Source organism: Ruegeria sp. AN11 (assembly GCF_056536005.1).
Genome location: NZ_JBQFJD010000001.1, coordinates 1,591,203 through 1,615,512, shown reverse-complemented (window position 1 = coordinate 1,615,512; position 24,310 = coordinate 1,591,203). Strand labels below are relative to the sequence as shown.

The following is a 24,310-nucleotide window of genomic DNA, read 5'->3' as shown; positions in this document are numbered from 1 at the left end:
AATTTCGGGACAATCGCCTGATTTTTGGCAATACTTGGGTAAATGGACCGTATTTTCGGGTAAGTGCGATGCAAAAAGACTTTTTGGATATTGATCGGTTCGATCAGTCAATTCTGACGATTCTGGCAGAGGACGGACGGGTATCCGTCGCGGATCTGGCTCGGCGGATCGGATTGTCGAAATCGCCGACACAGGCGCGGCTGAAACGGCTTGAGGCTGAAGGCATCATCACGGGCTATCGCGCCTTGCTTGATCCTATCCGCCTTGGACTGGATCATGTCGCGTTCGTCGAGGTACGCATGTCCGACACGCGAGAAAAGGCATTGGCCGAGTTCAACGCGGCGGTGCGCCGGGTGGCCGAGATCGAGCAGGCGCATATGATCGCCTCGAACTTCGACTACCTTCTCAAAGTCCGCACAGGGTCCATGTCTGAATACCGGGCGGTCCTTGCGGAAAAGATCTCGTCCCTGCCACATGTGGCGAATACATCGACTTTTGTCGCGATGGAGGCCGTGAAGGAAACCGGATTGTCCGGGGCCATCGAAAGGATCGGTTGACGAAACCGCGGGATGCACCATCATTGGCAGATGAAACTTCATGCCCTGCCTCTGATTGCCGTACTGGCCGCTTCGGTTGCCAACGCTGAAGAATGTCCGCCAGCGCCCGACCATGTCGAAGACGTCGACCTGCTGATCTCGCAGGTTCAACAGGCACCAAGCGAACAGGCCGCGCGTGAGATTTCTAGCCTGATGTGGGAGTTGTGGCGGGATGCGCCCGATGAAGATGCACAAGCCATGCTGGACAGCGGCATGGCGCGCATCCAACGTCGCGATCTGTCAGGCGCGATACAGGAATTTGATCGGTTGATTGATTATTGCCCATCCTACGCCGAAGGCTACAATCAACGGGCTTTCGCAAATTATCTGCGTTCCAATTTCAAGGCGGCCCTGGTTGACCTTGACCGGGCAATCGAGCTTTCGCCCAACCATGTCGCGGCGATCAGCGGCCGGGCGCTGACACTGCTTGGGTTACACAGAATAGATCAGGCGCGTGAAGCGCTTGATGAAGCGCTGGTTCTAAATCCGTGGCTGGCCGAGCGTCATCTGGCCGGGCCGGGCGGACCGCTGGAACCTCCGGGCGAGGATATCTGATATTTGGTCATCCAGTGAAAATATCCGGGGCGGCTTGAAAAACTGAATGCCCTGGAAACCTTCTTCGATGCGTTTGGCAGAAGGCTTTTTCGAATGGTACCGATTGCTATCTTCGGCAGTTATACGAACACGTTGTTGGCACCGCGTCACCGAAGGCGCATTCCGTCGCTGTCAAACCGATAGGCTTTTTCCGGAGAGAACGACAGGTGCAGTTCTTCGCCTTCCGAAATAGCATGTTGGCCGAACAACCGGGCTGTCACCGAATGCTCATGCACTTTTGCAATGACATTCGTATCGCCGCCCAACTTTTCCACGTGGCTCACGCGTGCGGCCAAGGGGCCGCCATCGGACAGGAACAGGTCTTCGGGACGGATGCCGATGGTGTTCTGCCCTTCGCCATGGACCAGATCTTCCGGCAGGAAATTCATCGAGGGTGAGCCCAGAAAGCCAGCAACGAACTGGTTGGCCGGGTTATTGTACAATTCCATCGGGCTGCCGATCTGTTCGACCCGACCGTCGCGCAGAACGACGATCTTGTCGGCCAGCGTCATGGCCTCGGTCTGATCATGGGTCACGTAGATCATCGATGCATCCAGAGCGCGATGCAGGTTGGCGATCTCGATCCTTGTGTTCATGCGAAGCGCGGCGTCCAGGTTCGAAAGCGGTTCGTCAAACAGAAACAGCTTGGGTTCGCGGACGATCGCCCGGCCGATGGCGACACGCTGCCGTTGGCCACCTGACAGTTCAGACGGAAAACGATCCAGATACGGCTCAAGGTTCAGCATCCGGCTGGCATTGGCGACGCGTTCTTCGATCACCGCTTTGGGCTGTTTTTCCTGTTTCAGCGCCAGCGTCATGTTTCCGCGCACGCTGAGGTGAGGGTAGAGCGCATAGCTCTGGAACACCATAGCGATCCCGCGTTTGGAGGGCGGAACAAGGTTGACCTCCTGGCCGCCGATGCTGATCTGGCCCGAGGATGCATCCTCGAGCCCAGCGATCACACGCAGCAAGGTTGATTTGCCACAACCTGATGGGCCGACGAAGACGACAAATTCACCTTCTTCAACTTCAAGCGTGATGTCTTTCAGGACATGCACATTGCCAAATGATTTGTTTACATTGGTCAGGGTCAGAGCGGTCATTGTGCGGGCTCCTCAAGGGAAACGGGTTGGCCGGTCCGGATGCTTTCATCCGCGGCCAGACAGATGGCGAGCGACTGTACGGCGTCGGTCATATGGCGGGTCAGGTCGATGTCTTCGGCAATAGCGCGCAGCATATAGGCCTGTTCAGCGTCACAAAGCTCCTGATGGCCGGGTTCATCGGGCATTTCGATTGTGCGGTCTCCCTCCGGCGTGTGGACCAGCAGCCCGCCGACTTTCGTATGGCCATCGATATCGGCGGAAGCGCCCTTGTTGCCGTCCGTGATCGAAACGGACCCTTTGGGGGAAACGATATCTTTCACAAAGAACGCGGTTTCGGACATCATCGGGCCCCAGCCCGCTTCGTACCAGCCGACCGATCCATCGTCGAAGATCACCTGAAACTGACCGTAATTGTACATGTCAGGCGCGATCTCATCGGACAGGCGCAAGCCCATGCCATGCACGCGGACAGGGCGCGCGTCAGTGATCTGGCACATCACGTCGACATAGTGCACGCCGCAGTCAACGATGGGCGAGGTGGTCTGCATCAACGCCTTGTGAGTCTCCCATTCTGCGCCCGAAGATTGCTGGTTCAGGTTTAGGCGGAACACATAAGGCCCGCCCAGATCACGCGCCTCGGCAATCAGCCGCATCCATGAAGGGTGGTGGCGCAGGATATACCCGACGACCAGTTTGCGGTTCAGTCGAGTGGCGGTTTCAACCACGCGCTGTGCGTCAGCGACGTTGGTGGCAAGAGGCTTTTCAACGAACACATGCGCACCGGCTTCCATCGCCGCGCAGGCGTAGTCGGCGTGACTGTCCGAGTAGGTGGCGACCACCACCAGATCTGGTTTTGTTTCGGCCAGCGCCGCTGCGAAGTCCGAATAAGCCGGATAACCGGCAAGCTCGGGGTGATCTACACGGCCGGACCGGTTCACCACCCCGACGATCTGGGCGTCGGGGTGGTGGTGGTGAGCCAGCGCGTGGCTCAGCCCCATATTGCCAAGGCCTGCAATCAGAACTCGGGTCATTTGACAGCTCCTGAAGTGATGCCGCGGATCAACTGGCGCGAGAAGATGACGTACAGGATCAGCACCGGCAGGATCGCCATGGACAGCGCTGACAGAACCGCGTTCCAATCGGTCACAAACTGACCGATGAAGACCTGGCTGCCCAGCGTCAGCGTTTTTGTTTCTTCAGCCGGGGCAAGGATCAGCGGGAACCAGAGGTCGTTCCAGATCGGGATCATGTTGAACACGGCCACGGTTGCCATGGCAGGGCGGACGAGGGGCAGCACCAGCCGGAAGAAGATCGTGTATTCCGACAGCCCGTCGATGCGGCCGGCATTCTTCAGGTCATCGCTGACCTGTCGCATGAACTCGGACAGGATAAACACCGCCAACGGCAAACCTTGCGCTGTATAGACCAGTATTAGCGCCCAGAGGCTGTTCACCAGCCCTGTTGCCACCATCATCTCAAGGATTGCGACAGTGCCGATGCGGATCGGGATCATGATCCCAAGCGCCAGGTACAGGCCCATCACCAGGTTGCCCTTGAACTGGTATTCGGACAGCGCATAGGCCGCCATGGCGCCGAACAGCAGGATGAAGAACAGCGATGCCACGGTGACGATCATCGAATTCTGGAAATAAAGGAAGAAATCCCCCTGCTTCATCACCGTCTCATAGCCGATCATCGAAAAGCTTTCCGAATTCGGCAAAGCCAGCGGTTCGCGAAAGATGGCGCGGCGGGATTTGAAGCTGTTGATCAGGATCACGAAGACCGGGAACAGTGCAATCAACGTGTAGAGGATCAGCGCGCCGTGCATCGCGAACATATTGAGGGGGTTATGACGTGCCTTGTTCATCGCTTGCCCCTCACAGTTGATACCGGCGCATCCGGGTCTGGATGCCGAACAGGTAGATGCAGACACCGACGAGGATGATGGCGAACATCGCACCGGCTATTGCGGACCCCATATGCGGATCGCCCAATTGCAATTGGAAGCCGAAGAAGGTGCGGTACATGAAAGTGCCCAGAATGTCGGTCGAGAAATCAGGCCCCGCCAGTGCGCCTTGGGCCGCATAGATCAGGTCGAACGCGTTGAAATTACCAACGAATGTCAGGATCGAGATGATGCCGATAGACGGCAGAATCAGCGGCAGTTTGATTTTCCAGAATGCGGCGGCACCGGTGATGCCATCGATCTCTCCGGCCTCGAGAATTTCTTCCGGAATGGTCAGTAGGGCGGCGTAGATCAGCATCATCGGGATGCCCACGAATTGCCAGACCGAGATCAGCGCCAGCGTGGTCAACGCGTATTCCTCTTTCCCCAGCCACGGTGCGTAAAGAGACTTGAGGCCGATGGCGTCCAACATGGACGGCGCGATGCCCCAGATCGGTGACAGGATAAGCTTCCAAGCGAACCCGACGATCACGAAGCTCAGGATCGTGGGGATGAAGATGGCCGACCGGTACAATGCTGCAAATCTCAGGCGCGGGTGGCTGAGCAGGGCGGCCAGCGCGATCCCGATGGGGTTCTGCACCAGCATGTGGATCAGGAAGAACCAGAAATTATTGCCCAATGCGTTCCAGAACTGTTCAGACCATATGGGGTCGAAAAACAGCGTTTGGAAATTCTGCAATCCAACGAAGACGCGGCTCTGATCGATTTCGGTGTAAAGCGCCAGACGCAGCGTGTTGAACAGCGGAAAGATCATCACTGCGGTGTAAACCAGCACTGCGGGTGCCAGAAAAACAACGATATGCCAGCGGAAGCGGGGGCGGTTCATCGGACTGCTTTCAATGGAGTGTCGGGTATACCCGGGCGATCATCGCCGCCCGGGTAAGGTTGAGGCCAGACTTACTGGTGCGGCGCGTACCAGGAGGACAGACCCTCCTGCAGTTCTGCGCCCAGTTCCTCGGGGGTGCTGGCGCCTTTGATGGCGGCGACCGATGCGCCCCAGGTTTCGTTTTCAAGGTTCGGCGTGCCGCGCGACAGGATTTGATAGGTCGAGCGGATGGTCGATTCACACTCGTCGCGCCAGCCGACGAATTCCTTGGCCAGCGGGTCCTGCAGTTCTACCGGAGTGTTTGACAGCGGGAAGAAGCCGGGCACGGCGTTGCCGAAAATCTCGGCGAACTCGGGGCTTGCGACCCAGGCCAGGAAGGTTTCTGCCGCTTCGGGATGCTCGGTGGCAGCATTCATGCCAATGCCGATATCGGTGTGGTCCGAGATGTAGCAGGTATCGCCCGCATTTTGGACCGGGGGCTTGAACGCGCCCATTTCGAAATCCGCCTGCGAGTTGAAACCGGCAATCTCCCATGAACCGGCAGGGTAGATCGCAGCGCGGCCCAGCGTGAAGATATTCTGGCTGTCAGGATAGGTCTGCGCCTCGTACCCGTCGCCCAGATATTGGCTCCAACGTGCCAGAGTGGCGTAGGGGGCTGTCCACGGCTCATCGGTCAGTTTCTGCTCGCCCGCGATCAGGGCCTGCCGACCTTCTTCGCCTTTCCAATAGTTCGGACCGATGTTGTTATAGCCCATCGTGGCGGCTTCCCACTGGTCGTTGGTGCCCATCGCCATCGGGATGTAGCTGCCGTCTTCCTTGATCTTGTCGAGCGCGGCAAAGAATTCATCTTCTGTGGTTGGGACTTCAATACCCAGTTCGGCAAACGCATCCTTGTTGTAGATGAAACCATGGATCACCGACGCCATCGGAACGCAGAAGCTGGCCGAGCCGTCATCCGTCTGCCACGCGGACTTGGCCACGTCCGAGAAGTTGCTCATCGCCTCGACCGAGGACAGATCGGTCAGGTGACCAGCTTCGTACAGGGCCAGAGAAGCGTCAAAAGGACGGCAGGTGATCAGATCTCCGGCCGAACCTGCATCGAGCTTCGAGTTCAGAACCGCGTTGTATTCTGCCGGGGCCGACGGGGTGAATTGCAGTTTGATGCCCGGGTTTGCGGCCTCGAACGCCGGAATGATCTGCTCTTGCCACAAAGTCAGGTCGTCATTGCGCCAGCTTTCGATGGTCAGCGTCACATCCTCGGCCATGGCGCCGGTCGCGGCCAGCGTCAAGCCGAGCAAGGCCAGTTTCAGACTTCTATATGTCATTTCTCTCTCCCAGTTGGTTAGCAGTCATGTGTCCTGCGCCAGTGCGGCGCTCAGGTTTCCATTTGCATTGCGCAGTCGCGCGGTTGCTTCGAGTAATGTCAGGTCAAGCGCCGCGATCAGAATGGCGGGTTTTACCTCGCCTTTTGCAATCGCCAGCGCCCGGTTGGCCGTTTCGCTGTGGACGCGGGCGATGCGGCAAACGATGCCGGTGGCCCGGGCGCGCAGCTTGTCATTGTCGGCGTGCAAGTTGACCATCATGCCGTCGTGAACATGACCCAGTTCCAGCGCCATCAGCGTGGACAGCATGTTCAGGGCGATCTTCTGCGCGGTTCCGGCCCCCATGCGGGTCGAACCCGAAACCAGTTCGGGCGGTGTTGCCAGCAGGATCGGAATGTCGGCCTTCTGCAAAAGTGGGCTGCCGGTATTGTTGGCAATACCGATCACGCAGGCGCCGCGCGCACGGGCAATCTCGATGGCTGCCACCGTATAGGCGGTTGAGCCGCTGGCTGAGACCGCGATGACCGTGTCACGCTTGCCTAACGCGCTGAAAGCCTGGTCAAGCCCGTCCTGCAGATCCTCGGCGTCACCGGGCATTTCCACCCCGGTTGGAAGGCCACCGGCCATATGAATGCGCAGTTGGTTGGACGGTATCGAAAAGGTTCCGCCCAGTTCCTGCGCGTCTGCTGCGGCCATCAGGCCGGAAGATCCGGCGGCAGTGTAATGCAGAACTCCGCCTGCCTGAATCGTCCGTGCCATTGCGTGCGCACCCTTTGCGATCGCATCGGCCGCGTCACGTACGGATTGCGCCGCCGCTATCTGGCCCTCGGCCAGCAGCAATGCCGAGGCGGAAAGGTCGCCCGAATCCAGGTTGGCGGCAGCGCTGTGCACTTGTTCTGTTGATGGCAGCGTCAAAGGATTCCCCCTGTTGATCGGTTTACAATACCTATTTAATACCAATTGTCCAAGACTTTATTTTTTTCATGATTTGCCGGCGCTTGGCGCGATAATTGGCAGTTTCTTGTTGATTTCGGTCTAATTCAGTCTTTCAAAAAGCTTAAAGGTATTATAATGGTATTGTCATGACTGAGTCCCTTGCAGATGCTGTTTTGGCCGTGGATGGTGGTGGAACGCGATGCCGCGTTGCCTGCGCCATTGCGGGAAGTGTCTGTCAGGTTGAAGCTGGCTCTGCGAATGTTTCGACGGATTTTAATGGTGCCGTGGGTCAGATTCGGGCCGGGCTTGACGCGTTGGCGGGAAAGCTTGGCGTTGATCCCCGTTCGTTGATCGGCCTGCCTGCGTTTGTCGGTCTCGCCGGTGTGACAGATGCCGCTTTGGCACAAAGACTTAGAGATGCGGTGGGGTTTGCCTGCGCGCGTGTCGAAGACGACAGGCCTGCTGCGGTTCGGGGCGCGCTGGGCGCGCAGGATGGCGTCGTGGTCCATTGCGGAACCGGTTCGTTCCTGGCGTCGCAGCGGAACCGCGTCATGCGGTTCGCGGGTGGCTGGGGCCCCGTTCTTGGTGACGAGGCATCGGCGCAATGGGTTGGCCGGCAAGCATTGTCCCGAACGCTGAGCGCACTTGATGGCGTTCATACCCGGTCCGACCTGACGCGAAGCCTGTTGTCCGATCTTGGGGGCGCGCCCGGTATCGTGCAGTTTGCCGGCAGGGCCACACCATTTCAGTTCGGCGAACTCGCGCCCCAAGTCACGAAAGCTGCCGGAAACGGCGACGTCGCCGCCGTGCGGATCATGCGGGCAGGGGCGGATTATGTCGTGGAAACCGCTGGTCAATTGGGCTGGCAAAGCGGCGTCACGATTTGCCTGACCGGCGGTATTGCAAAGCACTATGCCGATTATCTGCCGCCGGACATGCAATCCTGCATTCGCCCGCCATTGGGAGAGCCTATGGCAGGGGCACTGGAACTGGCGAGGGAGGTTCAGCATGAGTATAACTGATTTCCTGCGCCCCGATGCGTGGCTGGGCCGCGACAACGGTCCCCGTTATGTGCAACTGCGACGCAGATTGCAGGAAGGTGTCGATACGGGCGTGCTGCCGCCGGGCTCTTCGCTGCCTTCCGAGCGGGAACTGGTTGAAATAACAGATCTTTCGCGCGTGACCATCCGAAAGGCCATTCAGGAGCTGGTGCAGGAAGGCGTCATCGAGCAAAGGCAGGGCTCGGGTTCGTTCATTCGCCAGCGATTGCCCCGTGTCGAGCAGTCGCTGACGCACCTGACATCTTTCACTGAGGATATGGCCAGCCGGGGCATGCAAACCACCTCGAAATGGCTGGAGCGCGGAGTGTTCGAGCCGTCTGCCGAGGAAGTGAACGCCCTGAACCTGTCCGAGGGCGAGCAGATTTCCCGTATCTATCGCCTGCGCGAGGCCGATGGCCGACCGCTGGCGTTGGAACGGGCAGCCTTGCCGCTGGACATCCTGCCCAACCCGATCGAAGTGACCACATCCCTGTATGAAGTGCTCGACGATCTGGGGCATCGCCCGGTTCGTGCGGTGCAGAAGATTTCAGCCCTTAACCTGGCGGCGCGCGAAGCGGATTTGCTGGCTGTTCCCGAAGGCGCAGCAGGGCTGAACATAGAACGCATATCATTTCTGAAAAACGGACGGGTCGCGGAACTGACCCGATCCCTCTATCGCGGTGACGCCTACGATTTCGTAGCCGAATTGCGGTTGTAACACGGAAAGGCCGGTACTCTTATGTCCGCAGAAACCACAAAAATGCGCCGGGAGATTCTGGAAATTCCCGACGCGGTCGAACGGCTGCTGTCTCAGGGCGCGGCCCAGATCCAGACGGCGGCCCAACTGGCGCGCGATGCCGATCCGCGTTTTCTGGTGTCAGTGGCGCGCGGTTCGTCCGATCATGTCTGCACTTATCTGAAATACGCCAGCGAGCTACTGCTGGGTTTGCCGGTGGCCTCGGTCGGGCCTTCCGTCAGCTCAATTTATGGCGTTGATCTGAAAGCAGACGGAACACTGTGCCTGTCGGTTTCCCAGTCAGGTCAAAGCCCGGATATCGTCGGAATGACCCGATCGCTCAAGGCGTCAGGCGCGCTTACAATGGCGATCACCAACAACACAGAATCGCGCCTGGCCGAGGTGGCGGACGCGGTGTTGCCGATCCACGCGGGCCCCGAGCTGAGCGTGGCGGCCACCAAGACATTTGTAACATCGCTTGTTGCCGGGCTGTGGCTGCTGGCCGAGATCAAGGGCGATGGTGCGCTGTTGCGCGCCATTCACGCGCTGCCAGATCATCTGGCCGCCGCCGCGCGATGTGACTGGTCTGCCGCAGCCGCGGCCATCGACGGGCGGTCGCTGTTTACTCTTGGCCGCGGACCCTCGCTGGCGATCTCCAACGAAGCCGCCCTCAAGATCAAGGAAACTTGCCAAATCCACGCCGAAAGCTACTCGGCCGCCGAAGTGCTGCATGGACCTGTCTCCATTGTCGACGAGGGGTTTCCAACGATTGTGTTTGCCGCCCGCGACGCCGCCGAGCAAAATGCGGCTGAAGCGGCCGATGCGCTGGCAGAAAAAGGTGCGACCGTGTTTGCAGCGACGGACAAGGTCAAACGGGCCGAACCTTTGCCGGTTGTGCGCACCGATCACTGGCTGACAGATCCGATAACGGCGATCACGGCCTTTTATGGCATGGTCGAAGCCGTAGCTGACAATCGCGGAATTGATCCCGATACCCCGCGACACCTGAAGAAAGTGACCGAGACGGTATGAGCGCCAGCGCGATAACATTCAGAAACGGAAAAATATTTGACGGTGCGCAGTTGCTGAGTGATCGGCCGGTGCGGCTCGTCGGTGGGAACCTGACTATTCTTGGACGCGAACCGGATGCATCGGGCGAAGGGGTCATCGTTAATCTGGGCGGAGATATCCTGAGCCCCGGATATGTCGACCTTCAGGTCAACGGCGGGGACGGGGTGATGTTCAATGACGACCCCTCCGTCGAAACTCTTGGCCGGATAGCTGCGGCACACAAGCGGCTTGGTGTGTCGCATCTGTTGCCGACGCTGATCACCGACACGGCAGAGAAGACGGCGGCTGCCATCGAGGCCGCTGTTCAGGCGATCCGGGCAGGGGTTCCCGGCATTGCCGGCCTTCATCTGGAAGGGCCGCACCTGTCGGTTGCCCGAAAAGGGGCGCATGACGCTTCTTTGATCCGGTCCATGGGGGATGCGGACCTTGATGCGCTGATCAGGGCGGCCGAGTTGCTGCCATGCCTGAAAGTGACGCTCGCCCCCGAGGCAGTGACACTGGAACAGGTCATGGAACTTAAGCAGGTCGGCGCATTGGTGTCGCTGGGCCATAGCGATGCGGATTTCGAAACCTGCCAGCGCTATGCCAAAGCTGGGGCATCTTGCGTCACTCATCTGTTCAACGCGATGAGCCAGATGGGCAATCGCGAGCCTGGCCTTGTTGGCACAGCTTTGGCCAATGGGGGTTTGTCTGCAGGTCTGATCGCCGACGGTATCCACGTGCATCCCGAAGTGATGCGGACCGCCTGGGCTGCCAAAACCGGACCCGGCCGGATCTTTCTTGTCAGTGATGCAATGGCTGTGGCTGGAACGGATCAAACCGAGTTCAAACTGGAGGGGCGTCGCATTACGCGCACAGATGGGCGGCTGACCCTTGGCGATGGAACTTTGGCTGGCGCCGATCTGGATTTGACGACCGCTGTCAGAACCCTGGTTGAACAGGTCGGTGTGCCCTTGCAGGACGCTCTTGTGGCCGCGACTACAACACCTGCACGGAAAATCGGGTTGCCGCCTGCGCCCTTGCAGGCGGACACAATGATCCGGATATCTTCTGACCTGAAATCCTGTACGTGGTTGTCCAAAAGCCTGCCCTCTGCCTGAGGCAGGTTTTTTGATTTCCACCCGGCGAACTGCGCTTGACGCGGTCAGATGCATCGCTTAAACCGCCACCTGCTGAGCGGGCGTCGTATACTGGCTATTACCTCAGCCTTCCAAGCAAGCGTTATGAGTTTCCCAGGCATTCCTGCAGTTGCCAAGCCATTCATATTATGTATTTATTTGATTGATACTCGTTCCTCGAGTTTCCTTGAGTTTCAATTCACTTCCGACAAAAAACTGACAAAACGCCAAAGCTCACAGAGACCTTCGCCCGCAAGGTTCCACAGACAAAAAAGGGCACTGCCAAGCACTGGGATAGCGAGGTCAAAGGGCTCGTTCTATTCGTCGGCAAGCAGTCCAAAACCTGGTACTTCCAGAAAGATGTCGGAGGGCAAACCCGGCGGGTTTTAATCGGCCGGCACCCTCTGATCTCTGCGGACGTCGCACGACAAACTGCATTGGGTTTTGCGTTGGACTGGGGCAGGGGAGCAGGCAGGCAACTGCAGATTGGAGCACCCACTCTTGAGACAGCTATGGAAACTTATCTGGCACGTCCAAAGCTTCGGTCTGAGGCCCACCGGTCCGGGTTGCGGCAGCAGTTCGAGCTTCATTTGAAAGATTGGCTACGCCTGCCGCTGAATGAGATCACAAAATCCATGGTGGTTGAGCGCCATAGGTCGATGGCCGCGACACCGTCCTCCGCAAATCACACTTTGAAGTACTTTCGGACAGTCTGGAATCACGCGCGGCGGGTGCATGATCTGCCGGAAAGCCCAACGATGGCCATAGAGTGGTATGAGGAACAACCAAATGGCTCGATAATTGAGGATTTGAACGCGTGGCGCGAGGCCGTTGATGAGCTCTACAACCCGATCCACAGGGTATTCTACGAATTGCTCTTGTTCACAGGGCTTCGCAAAACCGAGGCACTGACGCTCGAATGGAAGAACGTGCAGAAAGATCACATACATTTGCCGATGACCAAGAACGGGCGCAGTTTTGATCTCCCCATATCGCAAGTGCATCACGAGATACTTGCTCCTTTACGGGGCCTTCATCACCAATGGGTCTTTCCCTCTCCGAAGTCACCGAGTGGCCATTTGAAAGGGCTCCAGCGTATGCAATGGTCCATTCATTCCCATCGTCGGACATTCGCGACGGTCGCCATGGAGGCTGGAATATTGGAAGAGATTGTAGGACGCCTTCTCAATCACACGCCGCTATCAATCACCGGTCAGCGCTACGTGAAGCCGTCGCTAGACGCCCTCACACCAGCGATGGATTCTGTGTGTCGGGAATTGACCCGCAGGACAAGGAGGAACGCGGTGGATTGTAATGTCTAAGCGGGATTGGATTTGGCCTGTCGATTCCGACTTACCTGAATTGGATATGCCATATCCAGCGGAGTTTAGTAGTGAGCCCAGCGAATTCAATACGGAGTTAATTCGCCTCCTGAGAAAGCACTTTGATAAGTACGAACGCTTTGATAACGAAAGCTATGGCTGGATGGCCCATTACCTAAATTTCGACCAAGCTCATGAACTAGACGAGTTCTGGTCATCTAAAGAGGCTCTGGAAGACCTCGCTAGGCTCAGAACACGCCTAAACGAAGCAGGAGAAATCTTGGATCGGCTTCCTACGCCCGTCAGTGATGCGTTTCGCATCGGCGCATTGAATCGGAGTGGTTTGCGAAATCAAAACAAAGTGGCTGATGTTCGTAACGTCTGGTTAAACGATGCAATTGAAGAAACACCACATTGGAAGGCGATGATGGCCGAAGTAGAGTTCTTCAAGAGACTTCGCTACTATATTGAATTGATTAAAGATGCTGAAACTGCTGCTGCTCAGGGCAAGCCGGTCGGGAAGAAGGCAATTGAAGCTTGGCGCTTAGTCTCGGCTTGTGTCAGGCTTTGTGAGCGCCACCCAGACACAATCCGAGTTCCTAAAGCGATGAATGAAGGTGGTCCATTCTATCGATTCCTGTGCGATATGTTCGAGGTGTTTGGTATTGAAGAGCTTCCAACGTCGGCATTTAGAGGCTGGAAAAAACATGTGGGTCGTTAGAAGGATTCTTTCTTTCTGACGACCCATGACGAAAATGCCACCTACGCCTTTTTTGTTCCTAGACATACTCAAAGGAGCAAGGCCATGCAGGCGCACTATCTGACAACACAAGAAGCTGCTCAATACACCGGAATAAGCCAAAGCTATCTCGCAAAACTGCGCATGGGTATCGGTAGCGTTACGGGACCGAGGTTTATTCGGATCGGTTTACGATCCATCCGCTACAAGCGCTCTGATCTCGATGCGTGGATGATTTCGCGAAGCGAAGGTGTCGGGGGAGAGGGCTAATGGCTCGAACGGCTCCATTTACGAAACTTCGCTACCATTGGAAGAGGCGAATTCAAAGTTCAGCTCATCTGGCACCACGAACCAAGCACTTTGCAATGTTCGTCTGCGATCAGTTTGTGTCAAAAGCGAATGGTTGCTTCTGGGCCAGAAATACAACGCTCGCCAGCGCGTTTGGCGTTCATGAGCGCAGCATCCAGCGTTATCTTCGGGAACTCGAAGTGTGCGGTTGGATCACGCGTGTTCGTCGACGCGGCGTTCGTCGCACATTTCAGATCAGCGTGCCGCGAGATGCCGAACGCGACACTGAACACGACATTGAAATACGCAAAAGGGCGACAGACCTGTACCGGAAAGGCGACAACGTTGTCGCGCAAAATAAGAACATAGGAAAGAACATAGAAATCAAGCTCGGTGCGACATGTGGTGGTGCGTATCATTGGTTCGACGAAAGAGACGCATCTGCTCTTCGTGAATGGGAAGCGTTCGTAACTGCCAAGACCGCCTTCAATTTTGAGGCGTTGGTGCAATTGCTGAGAAAGGATGGTTCTATTGCTTTGCCGGCACGTTTCCCAAAATCTGAAGAAGCAGATCGGTATGTTCGGTTCTTTGGCGAAGTCATTCTCAGCAAAGGACAGAGCATTGGTACTGCACCGTCGCCAACTCGATGAAGGTCTCCTTGGGGGGGCATCAAAAGTCTTAGGGCTAAAAGCTAGGGACCGGTGGGGGTAGTCAGATTTTTTCGCGTGAAACTTTTAAGGGGGGGGTCCCACGAATTGTGCACTTAGGGCTGTAAACAGACTTTTTCTACACCGTTCATGGAACTCCGAAAAGAGGAGCAGAACAGACATCAAACTATCGCTGAACATCCGCACCGCGGACAAGGCAGACATTTCGGATAACCGCGTGTACCCTAACTGCATCGATTAGAGAGGCTGTGTAATGACTAATCCGAATGAAGTCGCGCACCATTACCATTCCGGACACCTGCTCCAGCAGATTTCTGATGGTTGCGCTGCGCTGAACCTAACCCCACCATTTTCTCAAGACGCCTTGGCTCCAGTTGACGAGTTTCACGTTGGTGGGCGCCTCGCAACCGAACCGTTTGTGAAGGCTCTTGGCCTTACGCCCGAAAGCCGGGTTATCGATTTTGGATGCGGTCTCGGCGGTCCGGCACGCTATGTCGCGGCAGCTACCGGAGCGCACGTAACCGGCGTTGATTTGACCGCTGAGTTTGTGGAAACCGGACGGACACTCACAGAATGGACAGGGTTATCGGATCGGGTTCAACTTATCGAAGGCAGCGTGCTCGATTTGCCGATAGAAGCTGGTTCCATGGACGCCGCTTATATGATCCACGTTGGCATGAACATCGCGGACAAACTAGGCATAGCGCGCGAGGCGAAACGGGTCCTCAAGCCAGGAGGAATCTTTGCAATTTACGATGTGATGCTAGTCGGAGAGGGACAAATGGACTATCCGGCGCCTTGGGCTTTTTCTTCAGATCAAAGCTCACTTGCATCACCAGAGACGTATGAGGCTGCTTTGAAGTCCGTTGGTTTCGAGGTGAGTGACCGGATCGACCGCACTGAATTTGCCAAACAGTTCTTCGCCGATCTGGCTGCCGCGCAAAGCCGTGCAGATGGCCCTCCACCACTGGGTCTTCATCTTATCATGGGCGATGATACCGCGCTTAAGGTTCAACACATGGTTCGGAACATCGCCGGTGGATTGATTGCTCCGATTGAAATCCACTCTCGCCTCCCAGAGTAATAAACCACTCTATACTATCGGCGAATGCCAGAAAGGTAGGTTGATGGCAGCAGACAATTTCCGACTGACCAAAGAAGCTACTCTCAAATGTGACAGCCATATTGTGCCGGCTATGTTTGGACCACTGGCGCAAGCGACAATGGAGAAGGCGCCGATTTCGTTCCGCGATGGAGACTTAATTTCGAACCTTCTGACGGACGCAGGCTTCCAAATCAGCCGTCATGACGCCTTTGTGCTTGAACGCCGTTTTTGAAGACCTGCGGGAGGTGGACCTCAGAAAGGCGAGTGACGATATTGCTGAAGCGGTTGTGGCAGAAGTGGCCGCTGAGCTGGCCCAGTACGACAAGTCCGGAGTATTGCGCGTTCCACAAGAAGCGCATCTTTTCGTCGCCGAAACGAGAGAGGAGATTCGTCGAGGGCTGAACCAAAGACGGCAGTGCAGACGCAGAGGCCGTTTGCTGCGGCGCAGAGCTCCGGATTCAATTGAATGATTGCTCAGCAGACGGAGTGAACGAACAGAGCTATCTTTCGCTGTTTGGTCTAAAAGCGCGGATTCTCATTGTCTATCTCAGGGCAAAAGCCTTCTTCTACTACAGGATCGATACATAGCTTGCGACGGACGCTCTATTTAGAAAAAAGGCCAGTAGAAGAAAAAACAACAATATTGGGGCCGCAAATATAGCTTTTCTTATCATAAGTTTTAGGGAGCTATTCTTGTTCGGCCCAAACGTTTCGACCTCGTCGTCGTTTAAAGGTGGGAATAGCTCCCTTTTGCTTTGCTTAACCATAGTCAACTCGTAAAAACTATTTATTCTTTTTCAGACCTCACATTAACCGAGTGTTAACGCCCCTATTATTTCCGTTTTAGCGATTTTTTTTTGATCTCTTTTGGAGACAAAAACTTTAAAATTACCGCCATTGTCAACAGTCTTATGTTCCCAGGTGATTCTTTTGGGAGTAACGGCTAAGCTGTTAATGTTAAATTAAAAATATCCACTCCGAAATGTCGGATCGTTGCCACATTCTGGCCCCGTTTTGACAACACTCTTAAGTGTGGCATTTGCACGTCGCCGCTAATCTGTATTTCGCTAAGTAAAAAGGATTTCTTACGTGTTGAACTTCCTTAAAGTGAGTGTCTCCGCACTCGTGCTGTCTGCATTTGTAGTCGCGCCAATCGTGACCGTTTTCGCCACCGATTACGCATATGCAAAAAATGGTAACGGAAAAGGTGGGGGCAACGGCGGCGGAAAAGGGGATAATGGAGGTGGCAACGGTGGCGGAAAGGGCGGCAACAGCGGTGAAAAAGGTGCCAAAAAGGGATGGGGTTCCGACAAAACGCTAAACGGGACAAGAACGAAGTCTGCCAGCAAAAGTCATAAATCAAAGAGCGGCAGTCGTTTGGGTCGGGCTGTGAAGGAAGACTTTCAGGCCTTGGGCCGTAACCTGAAGCAAAACGGTGTCAAAGGTCTATTCAAAGGGAACAAGGCACGGACCACCACAACACGAACAAGTAATGCGAGTGTCGCGCAATCCCCGAGACCACCAAGCAGAAAAGCAAAACTCCTTGATGATGGCACGCTTGCCCCGCGTAACCTCGGCAAATTGAATGGTGCCATTAACTCCAGTGTAAATGCAAAACTCGCGCATATCGCGAACGGACAGTATGCGAAAGGTACAGGGCCGGTGAGCCTGGCCGCTGGCCTCGCCGTAGCCGACGCAAATTTCAATCATGTCATGGGTGAAGATTACGACTTGAGCCCTGAAGAAGTGAAGGAAATTGCTGCGGCGTATGACTATTTGGACACGGCTCCGATGACGCTGGAGGAAGCTGAACAGGTTCTTGCCGATGAGGCGGCCACCCCCGGTACGATTGCGCCCGAAGACTTGGAAACCGCACAAGCGGTGAAAAATGCGCACGACGTAACAACAGATGAAGACGGAAATAAGATAGGGCAGCCGACCGACGATCAGTTGGCGGCCGCGGAGGCGGTGCATGACGCGGAAGCCAGCCTGTTGGGGCACTACAAAGGCGACTTTTCTGACGACACAATCATCGCGGAGGAACAGCAAGACCGCGTCCTTGGCGCCGTCCGCGCCTCCAATCCCGATGAAGAATCGGTAAAAGCCACACTTGGCACTTCGGACGACGGAAGCATTTATGCCGACGGCCAGGAGGACGATGATGCTGATGGAGAACCGGAGGGAATAGTTCAAACCCCGGATGGAGAGGCGGAAGACGAACTTGCAAGTAACGGCTGACCGTAAAGTTAGAGGCGCTAGAGTAAGGATTTAGACGCAATTTTCGAAAGTACCGGCCTCCCGTTGGATTGAAACTGGCCCATTAGTTAGATGGCACTTTCACCAATTTGGGGCCACCTAAAACAAAACTTAGGCGAAACTATTTGGTCCGCTCTGGGCTCAAAGCAGCTATTCTCAGCCGGCCGCTAGGATGACGTTCTGGGCGATCCAGGTCTTTTACTCCACGACGCGAAAAACCTCCCAATATGTTGAGCCGGAAACTATCACTTCCCCCATCTTTTTCCCCCATTCGGCATGCATCTTGATCGAAGCGATTTTATTGAAAAACGCATCCAGTTCGGCGAGATTTTCGATCTCGAATTCGTCTTGAATGATTGCTTCCTTAGCGCCAACCGAACCGGTAAAGATCCGGCTTTTCGACATATCGATATCTGTCTGCGAGCCGATCTGCTCGGCCCATTCTTTGTGAAGCGCCAACGTCTCTGATTTCATTCCGAACTTGGCCTCGCAGGTCCATCGCGCGATCATCATGAGGTGTTCCCTTCTATAAGTGTAAAATGTTCTGACCTGCCCCGTCAGCAACAACCAAGATGACAAGGCAGGCCATATCTAATTCAGTACCTTCGATCTAAGGAGCAATGTTCTGGTTGATGCGAAACAGGTTGTCCGGATCGTACTGACGCTTCAGTTTGAGAAGCCGCTCATAGTTGCCGCCAAAATTCTCCTGCGCGCGCCCAGCATCATCATCATCCATGAAATTGATATACCCGCCAGGCTCGGAGTAAGGCGCTATCGCATCTGAGTAATCACGCACCCACTTGGTATGCGCTGCATCGTCGGCCGGATCGTCAGATGCGGCCAGAACAACCATCGAAAAATTGGCATCCCGATGCCCGAACGCCGTTGCGTCCGCGTCCACGTCGTGACAGGCGCCGTCGATCGGGTAAAGATGCATGGTGGAGCTGACCGTCGGCGCGTTGGGCCCGTGCTTGACGTGGGCGGCGATTGCCTCATCGGTAAGTTCCTTGACGAAATTGCCCTTCCAGTACTGCCGGATGCCCTTTGGAAATAGGCCATCGAAGGCCGCGTTGATAGCTGGATAAGGCACAGGACCGACATGTTCAGCCTTGACCTCGGCGACTTCGTGGAATGCCTTGAACTGCTTTTCTCCTTCTGCCGGATCGCCTGACCAGCAGGCGACGATGGCGCAAAACATGTCGCCGTGGCGATCTTCTGGGATAAAAGGCAGCGGCGGAGCTATCTGGAAGGCTGGAAAGGCTCCCATCTCGCGCGGTGCCGTCTTTATGTAATCTCGGTAGAACTTGAAGATCGTCTCAGTCTCTTCGATCTCAAAGAACATCGGACCCCAGTAAACTGTGTCCACCGGCTGAAGCTTGTACTGGAGTGAGGTGCAGACACCGAAATTGCCGCCGCCACCACGGATCGCCCAAAAAAGATCGGCGTTTTCGTCTTCGCTGGCGATCAGCATCTTGCCATCCGCTGTCACTACGTCCGCCGAAATCAGGTTATCAAGAGAGAGACCATGCCCGCGCGACAGGTAACCGATCCCGCCACCAAGCGTGAGCCCGGCGATGCCCGTCGTCGATATTACGCCGCCCGTCGTGGCAAGGCCAAACGCACTGGTAGCAGAGTTAAAATCGCCCCACGTTGCGCCACCCTCGGCGCGAACTGTCTTTGCGCCAGGATCAACACGGATGCTGCGCATGTGCGACAGGTCGATGACGACCCCTCCGTCATTTGTGCCAAAGCCTGGGCCACTATGCCCGCCGCCACGAACCGACAGGTCGTGCCCATTGTCGCGCGCGTAGTTGACGACCGTCATCACGTCTCCAGCATTGGCGGCCCGCACGATCACAGCGGGCTTTTTGTCGATCATCCCGTTGTGGACCTTACGCGCGTCTTCATAGTTGGCGTCATCCTCAGTTATGACTTCCCCGCGTAAAAAGTCACGGAGTTCACTTAATGTCTTGGCTGTCATAATCTTCCCCCGTCGTTTCAAGTTCACCCGCCTAATAGACGGTTTCCCTAAGAGCCGATCAGTGGACCTGGGTGCACAAAATAAAGGCCGATCGCAAAGAAAGCACTGGTCGGCTTATGAACTGCGATCTTTCGGCAGGCTAACATAGCATAAGAAATAAGCCTAATCTGTCATGCATTGGGCTCGGAAAACTGCTCACTCAATGGACAACCGCAACGGGCTCGATACATTCAATCGCGATTATTGGCAGGCAATTGCCAATCTTGATAGCTTCAACGGGTGATCACCGACAGGAATTGCATATGACCCGCCGACTTGCCGCTATACTTGTCGCCGACATGGTCGGTTACTCCCGGCTCATGGCGGCCGATGAGGAGGGTACGCTTTCTCGGCTCAAAGACCTGCGTCGGGATATTATCGACCCAAGCATCCAAGGGGCCAATGGCCAGATCGTTAAACTTACCGGAGATGGCCTGCTCGCACTATTTAGTTCTGTCGTTGCTGCCGTTGAGGCCGCGGCCGCCCTCCAGAAAGCACTCTCCGCAGCAGAAGCTGCGAACCCAGCAAATCGCCGGATCAGCTTCCGCATCGGATTACATCTTGGCGACGTGATTTTGGACGAGGGCGATATCTACGGCGAAGGGGTCAACCTTGCGGCCCGACTGGAAAGCATGGCCAAGCCGGGCGGCGTTCTAATATCTGACGACGCCTACCGGCAAGTTCGGGGCAAAACTAAGATTTCCTTCGTCGACCTCGGCGACCTCGCACTAAAAAACATTCCTGTGCCCATGCGCGCTTACAAAATGGAAATGGAAGACAAACCTGACGATACGATTATGTCGTTGCAACCTGCCCACAAACCCTCCGTCGCTGTCCTTCCATTCCAGAACATGTCTAATGACCTGGAGCAGGAATATTTCTGCGATGGCGTCTCGGAAGACATCATCACGGAATTATCGCGCTTCCCAGAGCTTTTCGTTATCGCCCGCAACTCTTCGTTCTCGTTCAAAGGCCGCCCGGTCACTCATCACCAGGTCTCTCGTGAACTAGGTGTACGCTACATGCTCGAGGGCAGCATTCGGCGCTCCGCCAACCGTGTTCGTATTACAGCTCAGCTAATTGACTGCACAAATGGAGCACATGTCTGGGCCGAACGCTACGACCGCACACTTGAAGACATTTTCGCGCTGCAGGACGAAATTACACGCAACGTCGTCGGTGCCATCGCCCCTCAGATCTCTATGGCTGAAATCGGCCGAGTTTCCAATGCACATAGCATCGACTTCAACTCGTATGACCTCTCACTTCAGGCAATGGCAATATTTTACGCGGGTGGCTTCCACTCCCAGGAGAAATTCGACGAAGTCATTTTAACCTCCAATCGCGCTATCGATCTCGATCCGCGCAACGTCCAGGCCCATTGGATCAAGGCATATGCCTACCTAATGCGATACTTATATCAGTTCGATGAGGACCCAACTGAAACACTGAATATGGCGGAGAAGAGCGTTGAGCCCCTATTCCGGGGCGGTCAGCTTGACCCACGCGCCCTTTCCGTCCGCGGCATGGTTCGTCACTTCCGCGGCGATTTCGATGGTGCCGAGGCCGACTTTAACTTGGGTTTCCAACTAAACCCGAACTTCGCCCGCAACATCTTCTTTCTGGCATGGCACGAGTCTTTGGTGGGTCGAACCATTGAAGCGCGTGAGCACGCCCAACTCGCACTCCAACTCTCACCACGTGACACGGATCTGTGGGTCGGCGACGCTTACTTGTCGCTTGCTCAGGCAGCCTTCGCTGACGCGGATTTCGAGGACGCCATGCTATGGAGCGAGCGAGCCATCCAGATGACGCCCCGCGCTCCGATCCGCCGCGCAGTGATGATCGCCAGTGCCGCGCATCTCGGTCGACCTGAAATCGGTCGACAACACGAACAGGCGCTCGCAGATTTCGCTCCAGCCTTTCTCGGGAGTATCCTGTCCGGCGACTTGGTCCTCTATCGCCTTCCCCAACACAATGCATTGTTAATCGATGGTCTGCGGAAAGCCGACCGGAAGCGCTAGAAAAACGGCGCATAAACCCAAAAAATCAAGCAAATGAGTGTCTGCTCCGGACTTGAAGCAGTCGTTTGCTCAGCTGGTGTTTCGGCACTCAAAATCTTCCTTCAATTGATGCCTGCTTTGGGCTCGATTCGGTCGTTCGCTGCGCGATACATACCCTCGTACAACGCTGGCCGTACTTGATTGCGCAGGCCACAGTTTAGCTTGGGAACAACCAGACCTGTTCAAGTCGCTAACCGCAAAGAATTTCTGCCTTGCGGACAAAGCAACCATTAGTAACATTTACGCAGCTAAACGGATAAGGGGTTGTATACTAACCAGCTTTGGCTATCACAATGTGCTGCGAACTTTGCTTCCAAGAAAACAGAAGCGCCAGAACTAACTGGCACCGCTGTGAATTAACTTGATGCAGTTCAAGCTGTAAGAAAACCGTCGTACCAGGCCATCAGATCGATTCCGTCGCCCGTAGCGTTTGAGCCATTCAGAGCATCCAGTTCGCCTTCCCATCCGACAGCGAGTTCATAGATCCCAAGGTCTTCTAGAGACGCGAGCGAAAAGTCTGCCAGGTACATGGTGTCGGTCTGTTCAACGATCCCGGTCATTAGCTCGGCATCCAGGGCTGCCTCGTCCCAATGACCTCCGGAAGTGCCGCGCCCGCCACCGCCTTCCGCCGGAATATTATCTCCATACAAAGTCGTAGCTTCTGTCCCAGTGTATACAAGATTGCCCTTCGACTTAGTTGTCAAATCGTTGCCCGCAACATCCCAAAGGGTACCAAATCCCAGCGCGTGGATCATCTCGTGAAGTATCGTGTCATCAAGCACGCCGAGTGCATCGAGAGAGGCCGCATCGGCAAGGTCGATGGTAAGGGTGGCGCCAGCCGGTGTTTCAGCCGTGCCGTTGCCGTCCCAGTCGTTTGCTGCGTAAATATTTGCCGATGCAACCTCTCCACCCAGCGCACCGGTTTCAAGTTTGACTTCGACATAGAGGTCATCAAGCACAAACTCCGTACCATCTGATTTCAAGCCGTTGTCATCGTCCGTAAAGCCATATGCAATGACCGAAGAAAGAAATTCCGCTGCCGCTTCGACATAGCCTTGTATGGTTGTCGCGATCGAAGTGTTCCAGTCTGACCCGTTTCCTACAAATTCGATCTGAAAATTAAACGGATCACTAGTGCCGCGATTGGTATCTACGTTGATAGTATCGTCGAACCCGGTATCGAGAGTGCCCGAAGTGTAGGTAGCTTCCACAGTGCTGCCACCGCCGCCTCCATCACCACCGCCATCATCGCCACCGCCGCCGCCCGGTCGACCACCACCGCCACCGCCGCTGCCACCACCGCCGAAGGGATTGCCCATGTTGAACTCTTGGTAGTCAACGAAGGTTGCGTCGGAGCCTACACTGGTTTGGTTTTCGAAGGCAGAGGGCTGAAGGAGTGCGCGCAACGCCTGGCCATCTGCCGGCGTAACCGGTTCAAGCCCGGTGGGAGCGTGAGCCTGCTCAAAGATACCCAGGCCATCTCTGCCTTCAACATCAGAGCTGCCGAATGGATTGCCCGTGTCGAACACTTGGTTGTCATCGATGGAGCTCTCACTAGCATGATTTTCAGCGGTGGTGGGCTGAAGGAGTGCGCGCAACATCTGGCCGTCTGCCGGCGTAACCGGCTCGGGTCCGTCGGGAGCGTGAGCCTGCTCCAAGATAAATTGATCAATGGCATTAAAGAAGTCGTCAAACAGAATTCGATCAAAACGTTTTGCGTGCATATTGGCTATCTCCGAATTGAAGCCCCCACCAATACATCTGACTATTAGAATAAAATAACGTGCTTTAATGTGCGTGGAATATGCCGTTAACGTCTAGTTTATGTATTGAGCGGTAGTTCTTTAACCAAGCCGTCGCACAATCCTACCCCTGTAAAGGTATAAAATGGGCTCGGTGCGGACATTCGAAGTTCACGACAAGGAGCGAATACCGGCTGTGCGGACAAAGCTGCTATCCATCATGCGCCTTACGTGCAGCGTCAAGACGGCCCAAGCCGCGACAACTCGCTTTCCCAAATTTAAGTATTTCTCACGTGGCATACGAAGACGAGCATCGAAACAGGCTTTTGTGATAGTCTGATGACACCAGCTGGTAAACTTAGGGGGAAAAGATGTCAGATGTTGAAAGTGTAAAGGCGCTCGACGCGTCCATCATTGAAGGGATCAATGCTAAGGATGCGGGTATGGCAACAGCCGCTTATGCCGAAGATGGAGCCCTCATGCCACCTGGTGCTCCTACAATGTCTGGCCACGCTGCCATCCGAGAGTATTGGCAGGCGGCAATTGATGGTGGCCTGGAGAACGTTTTGGCCAATCCGACCGCAGCTCATGTCAGTGGAGACATTGCAGTTACGATGGGGACGCTGACAGGCTCAATGGGTGGGCAAGAACTTGCTGGAAAGTACGTTCTTTACTTTCGAAAAGGCAACGACGGCTGGAAGGTTCAGCGCGACATTTGGAACTTCGACGCATGATGCTGAGAGTGTGCGGAACAGCCTAAGGGTCGATCTAACTGCTTTGCTTTAAAAGGTTTCGCTAC

At 55.5% G+C, this 24,310-nt stretch carries 24 protein-coding genes; 15 read left to right on the top strand and 9 right to left on the bottom strand.

Annotation, left to right across the window (positions count from 1 at the left end; genetic code table 11):
* Nucleotides 1-68 precede the first annotated feature (68 nt).
* Together ACR3EQ_RS07995 and ACR3EQ_RS07990 are read left to right on the top strand one after the other, a co-directional pair.
* On the top strand, nucleotides 69-557 hold the full coding sequence (locus ACR3EQ_RS07995; RefSeq protein ID WP_170609741.1) for an Lrp/AsnC family transcriptional regulator: 489 nt from the start codon (nucleotides 69-71) through the stop codon (nucleotides 555-557).
* A 12-nt stretch (nucleotides 558-569) separates the two neighbouring features.
* Nucleotides 570-1,151 (top strand): tetratricopeptide repeat protein, encoded by a 582-nt coding sequence (locus tag ACR3EQ_RS07990; RefSeq protein WP_480490291.1) that lies wholly within the window; start codon nucleotides 570-572, stop codon nucleotides 1,149-1,151.
* Nucleotides 1,152-1,297: 146 nt separating this feature from the next.
* Here the strand turns inward: ACR3EQ_RS07990 and ACR3EQ_RS07985 are convergent, their stop codons facing one another.
* The 6 genes from ACR3EQ_RS07985 to ACR3EQ_RS07960 all read right to left on the bottom strand — a co-directional run bounded on the left by ACR3EQ_RS07985 (nucleotide 1,298) and on the right by ACR3EQ_RS07960 (nucleotide 7,322).
* Entirely contained in the window at nucleotides 1,298-2,293 is a 996-nt protein-coding gene (locus ACR3EQ_RS07985) for an ABC transporter ATP-binding protein (RefSeq protein WP_170609743.1), read from the bottom strand.
* Entirely contained in the window at nucleotides 2,290-3,324 is a 1,035-nt protein-coding gene (locus ACR3EQ_RS07980; RefSeq protein ID WP_170609745.1) for a Gfo/Idh/MocA family protein, read from the bottom strand. Before ACR3EQ_RS07980 ends, ACR3EQ_RS07985 begins: the two co-directional genes overlap by 4 nt.
* Entirely contained in the window at nucleotides 3,321-4,160 is an 840-nt protein-coding gene (locus ACR3EQ_RS07975; RefSeq protein WP_170609747.1) for a carbohydrate ABC transporter permease, read from the bottom strand. The genes ACR3EQ_RS07980 and ACR3EQ_RS07975 overlap by 4 nt, the downstream gene beginning before the upstream one ends.
* Before the next feature lie 10 nt (nucleotides 4,161-4,170).
* Nucleotides 4,171-5,085 (bottom strand): carbohydrate ABC transporter permease, encoded by a 915-nt coding sequence (locus tag ACR3EQ_RS07970; RefSeq protein ID WP_170609749.1) that lies wholly within the window; start codon nucleotides 5,083-5,085, stop codon nucleotides 4,171-4,173.
* A 71-nt stretch (nucleotides 5,086-5,156) separates the two neighbouring features.
* A complete protein-coding gene (locus tag ACR3EQ_RS07965; protein WP_480490289.1) occupies nucleotides 5,157-6,410 on the bottom strand; it encodes an ABC transporter substrate-binding protein in 1,254 nt (417 codons plus the stop codon).
* 24 nt (nucleotides 6,411-6,434) lie between these two features.
* Nucleotides 6,435-7,322 (bottom strand): N-acetylmuramic acid 6-phosphate etherase, encoded by an 888-nt coding sequence (locus ACR3EQ_RS07960; RefSeq protein WP_480490287.1) that lies wholly within the window; start codon nucleotides 7,320-7,322, stop codon nucleotides 6,435-6,437.
* Nucleotides 7,323-7,489: 167 nt separating this feature from the next.
* Between ACR3EQ_RS07960 and ACR3EQ_RS07955 the strand changes: the two genes are divergently transcribed.
* The 11 genes from ACR3EQ_RS07955 to ACR3EQ_RS07905 all read left to right on the top strand — a co-directional run bounded on the left by ACR3EQ_RS07955 (nucleotide 7,490) and on the right by ACR3EQ_RS07905 (nucleotide 17,668).
* Complete coding sequence (locus tag ACR3EQ_RS07955) at nucleotides 7,490-8,365, top strand: glucosamine kinase nucleotide-binding domain-containing protein (RefSeq protein WP_480490285.1); 876 nt, start codon at nucleotides 7,490-7,492, stop codon at nucleotides 8,363-8,365.
* Nucleotides 8,352-9,101: a GntR family transcriptional regulator gene (locus tag ACR3EQ_RS07950; RefSeq protein WP_170609757.1), complete on the top strand. Its 750-nt coding sequence runs from the start codon at nucleotides 8,352-8,354 to the stop codon at nucleotides 9,099-9,101. Before ACR3EQ_RS07955 ends, ACR3EQ_RS07950 begins: the two co-directional genes overlap by 14 nt.
* 21 nt (nucleotides 9,102-9,122) lie before the next feature.
* Nucleotides 9,123-10,151 carry an SIS domain-containing protein gene (locus ACR3EQ_RS07945; protein ID WP_170609759.1) on the top strand — a complete coding sequence of 343 codons (1,029 nt, stop codon included), beginning with the start codon at nucleotides 9,123-9,125 and terminating at the stop codon, nucleotides 10,149-10,151.
* Nucleotides 10,148-11,290 (top strand): N-acetylglucosamine-6-phosphate deacetylase, encoded by a 1,143-nt coding sequence (gene nagA / locus ACR3EQ_RS07940; RefSeq protein ID WP_170815579.1) that lies wholly within the window; start codon nucleotides 10,148-10,150, stop codon nucleotides 11,288-11,290. Before ACR3EQ_RS07945 ends, nagA begins: the two co-directional genes overlap by 4 nt.
* 215 nt (nucleotides 11,291-11,505) lie before the next feature.
* Complete coding sequence (locus tag ACR3EQ_RS07935; protein WP_480491748.1) at nucleotides 11,506-12,630, top strand: tyrosine-type recombinase/integrase; 1,125 nt, start codon at nucleotides 11,506-11,508, stop codon at nucleotides 12,628-12,630.
* Complete coding sequence (locus ACR3EQ_RS07930) at nucleotides 12,623-13,351, top strand: hypothetical protein (protein ID WP_170619472.1); 729 nt, start codon at nucleotides 12,623-12,625, stop codon at nucleotides 13,349-13,351. Before ACR3EQ_RS07935 ends, ACR3EQ_RS07930 begins: the two co-directional genes overlap by 8 nt.
* A gap of 84 nt (nucleotides 13,352-13,435) precedes the next feature.
* Complete coding sequence (locus ACR3EQ_RS07925; protein WP_170609766.1) at nucleotides 13,436-13,639, top strand: helix-turn-helix domain-containing protein; 204 nt, start codon at nucleotides 13,436-13,438, stop codon at nucleotides 13,637-13,639.
* Nucleotides 13,639-14,307: a helix-turn-helix domain-containing protein gene (locus ACR3EQ_RS07920; RefSeq protein ID WP_170619471.1), complete on the top strand. Its 669-nt coding sequence runs from the start codon at nucleotides 13,639-13,641 to the stop codon at nucleotides 14,305-14,307. The genes ACR3EQ_RS07925 and ACR3EQ_RS07920 overlap by 1 nt, the downstream gene beginning before the upstream one ends.
* Nucleotides 14,308-14,578: 271 nt before the next feature.
* A complete protein-coding gene (locus ACR3EQ_RS07915) occupies nucleotides 14,579-15,409 on the top strand; it encodes a class I SAM-dependent methyltransferase (protein ID WP_170609769.1) in 831 nt (276 codons plus the stop codon).
* Nucleotides 15,410-15,452: 43 nt separating this feature from the next.
* Nucleotides 15,453-15,662: a hypothetical protein gene (locus ACR3EQ_RS07910; RefSeq protein ID WP_170609771.1), complete on the top strand. Its 210-nt coding sequence runs from the start codon at nucleotides 15,453-15,455 to the stop codon at nucleotides 15,660-15,662.
* Between the two features lie 857 nt (nucleotides 15,663-16,519).
* Nucleotides 16,520-17,668: a hypothetical protein gene (locus tag ACR3EQ_RS07905; protein ID WP_170815583.1), complete on the top strand. Its 1,149-nt coding sequence runs from the start codon at nucleotides 16,520-16,522 to the stop codon at nucleotides 17,666-17,668.
* A 216-nt stretch (nucleotides 17,669-17,884) separates the two neighbouring features.
* Here the strand turns inward: ACR3EQ_RS07905 and ACR3EQ_RS07900 are convergent, their stop codons facing one another.
* Both ACR3EQ_RS07900 and ACR3EQ_RS07895 read right to left on the bottom strand, forming a co-directional pair.
* A complete protein-coding gene (locus ACR3EQ_RS07900) occupies nucleotides 17,885-18,199 on the bottom strand; it encodes a hypothetical protein (RefSeq protein WP_170609775.1) in 315 nt (104 codons plus the stop codon).
* Between the two features lie 97 nt (nucleotides 18,200-18,296).
* Nucleotides 18,297-19,667 carry an FAD-binding oxidoreductase gene (locus tag ACR3EQ_RS07895; protein ID WP_170609777.1) on the bottom strand — a complete coding sequence of 457 codons (1,371 nt, stop codon included), beginning with the start codon at nucleotides 19,665-19,667 and terminating at the stop codon, nucleotides 18,297-18,299.
* Nucleotides 19,668-19,969: 302 nt separating this feature from the next.
* Between ACR3EQ_RS07895 and ACR3EQ_RS07890 the strand changes: the two genes are divergently transcribed.
* The gene (locus ACR3EQ_RS07890; protein WP_170619468.1) at nucleotides 19,970-21,730 is read left to right on the top strand and encodes an adenylate/guanylate cyclase domain-containing protein; all 1,761 of its coding nucleotides are present in this window, start codon (nucleotides 19,970-19,972) and stop codon (nucleotides 21,728-21,730) included.
* Between the two features lie 410 nt (nucleotides 21,731-22,140).
* On the opposite strand, the gene ACR3EQ_RS07885 is transcribed toward ACR3EQ_RS07890, so the two are convergent.
* Nucleotides 22,141-23,493 carry a leishmanolysin-related zinc metalloendopeptidase gene (locus ACR3EQ_RS07885; RefSeq protein WP_480490282.1) on the bottom strand — a complete coding sequence of 451 codons (1,353 nt, stop codon included), beginning with the start codon at nucleotides 23,491-23,493 and terminating at the stop codon, nucleotides 22,141-22,143.
* A 389-nt stretch (nucleotides 23,494-23,882) separates the two neighbouring features.
* Between ACR3EQ_RS07885 and ACR3EQ_RS07880 the strand changes: the two genes are divergently transcribed.
* Nucleotides 23,883-24,245: a nuclear transport factor 2 family protein gene (locus ACR3EQ_RS07880; RefSeq protein WP_170471409.1), complete on the top strand. Its 363-nt coding sequence runs from the start codon at nucleotides 23,883-23,885 to the stop codon at nucleotides 24,243-24,245.
* Nucleotides 24,246-24,310 lie beyond the last annotated feature (65 nt).

Bases quoted from the DNA above. Each gene is read 5' to 3' on its own strand.
- ACR3EQ_RS07995 (WP_170609741.1), top strand. From the start codon at position 69: ATGCAAAAAGACTTTTTGGATATTGATCGGTTCGATCAGTCAATTCTG.
- ACR3EQ_RS07990 (WP_480490291.1), top strand. From the start codon at position 570: ATGCACCATCATTGGCAGATGAAACTTCATGCCCTGCCTCTGATTGCC.
- ACR3EQ_RS07985 (WP_170609743.1), bottom strand. From the start codon at position 2,293: ATGACCGCTCTGACCCTGACCAATGTAAACAAATCATTTGGCAATGTG.
- ACR3EQ_RS07980 (WP_170609745.1), bottom strand. From the start codon at position 3,324: ATGACCCGAGTTCTGATTGCAGGCCTTGGCAATATGGGGCTGAGCCAC.
- ACR3EQ_RS07975 (WP_170609747.1), bottom strand. From the start codon at position 4,160: ATGAACAAGGCACGTCATAACCCCCTCAATATGTTCGCGATGCACGGC.
- ACR3EQ_RS07970 (WP_170609749.1), bottom strand. From the start codon at position 5,085: ATGAACCGCCCCCGCTTCCGCTGGCATATCGTTGTTTTTCTGGCACCC.
- ACR3EQ_RS07965 (WP_480490289.1), bottom strand. From the start codon at position 6,410: ATGACATATAGAAGTCTGAAACTGGCCTTGCTCGGCTTGACGCTGGCC.
- ACR3EQ_RS07955 (WP_480490285.1), top strand. From the start codon at position 7,490: ATGACTGAGTCCCTTGCAGATGCTGTTTTGGCCGTGGATGGTGGTGGA.
- ACR3EQ_RS07950 (WP_170609757.1), top strand. From the start codon at position 8,352: ATGAGTATAACTGATTTCCTGCGCCCCGATGCGTGGCTGGGCCGCGAC.
- ACR3EQ_RS07945 (WP_170609759.1), top strand. From the start codon at position 9,123: ATGTCCGCAGAAACCACAAAAATGCGCCGGGAGATTCTGGAAATTCCC.
- nagA (WP_170815579.1), top strand. From the start codon at position 10,148: ATGAGCGCCAGCGCGATAACATTCAGAAACGGAAAAATATTTGACGGT.
- ACR3EQ_RS07930 (WP_170619472.1), top strand. From the start codon at position 12,623: ATGTCTAAGCGGGATTGGATTTGGCCTGTCGATTCCGACTTACCTGAA.
- ACR3EQ_RS07925 (WP_170609766.1), top strand. From the start codon at position 13,436: ATGCAGGCGCACTATCTGACAACACAAGAAGCTGCTCAATACACCGGA.
- ACR3EQ_RS07920 (WP_170619471.1), top strand. From the start codon at position 13,639: ATGGCTCGAACGGCTCCATTTACGAAACTTCGCTACCATTGGAAGAGG.
- ACR3EQ_RS07915 (WP_170609769.1), top strand. From the start codon at position 14,579: ATGACTAATCCGAATGAAGTCGCGCACCATTACCATTCCGGACACCTG.
- ACR3EQ_RS07910 (WP_170609771.1), top strand. From the start codon at position 15,453: ATGGCAGCAGACAATTTCCGACTGACCAAAGAAGCTACTCTCAAATGT.
- ACR3EQ_RS07900 (WP_170609775.1), bottom strand. From the start codon at position 18,199: ATGATGATCGCGCGATGGACCTGCGAGGCCAAGTTCGGAATGAAATCA.
- ACR3EQ_RS07895 (WP_170609777.1), bottom strand. From the start codon at position 19,667: ATGACAGCCAAGACATTAAGTGAACTCCGTGACTTTTTACGCGGGGAA.
- ACR3EQ_RS07890 (WP_170619468.1), top strand. From the start codon at position 19,970: ATGACCCGCCGACTTGCCGCTATACTTGTCGCCGACATGGTCGGTTAC.
- ACR3EQ_RS07885 (WP_480490282.1), bottom strand. From the start codon at position 23,493: ATGCACGCAAAACGTTTTGATCGAATTCTGTTTGACGACTTCTTTAAT.
- ACR3EQ_RS07880 (WP_170471409.1), top strand. From the start codon at position 23,883: ATGTCAGATGTTGAAAGTGTAAAGGCGCTCGACGCGTCCATCATTGAA.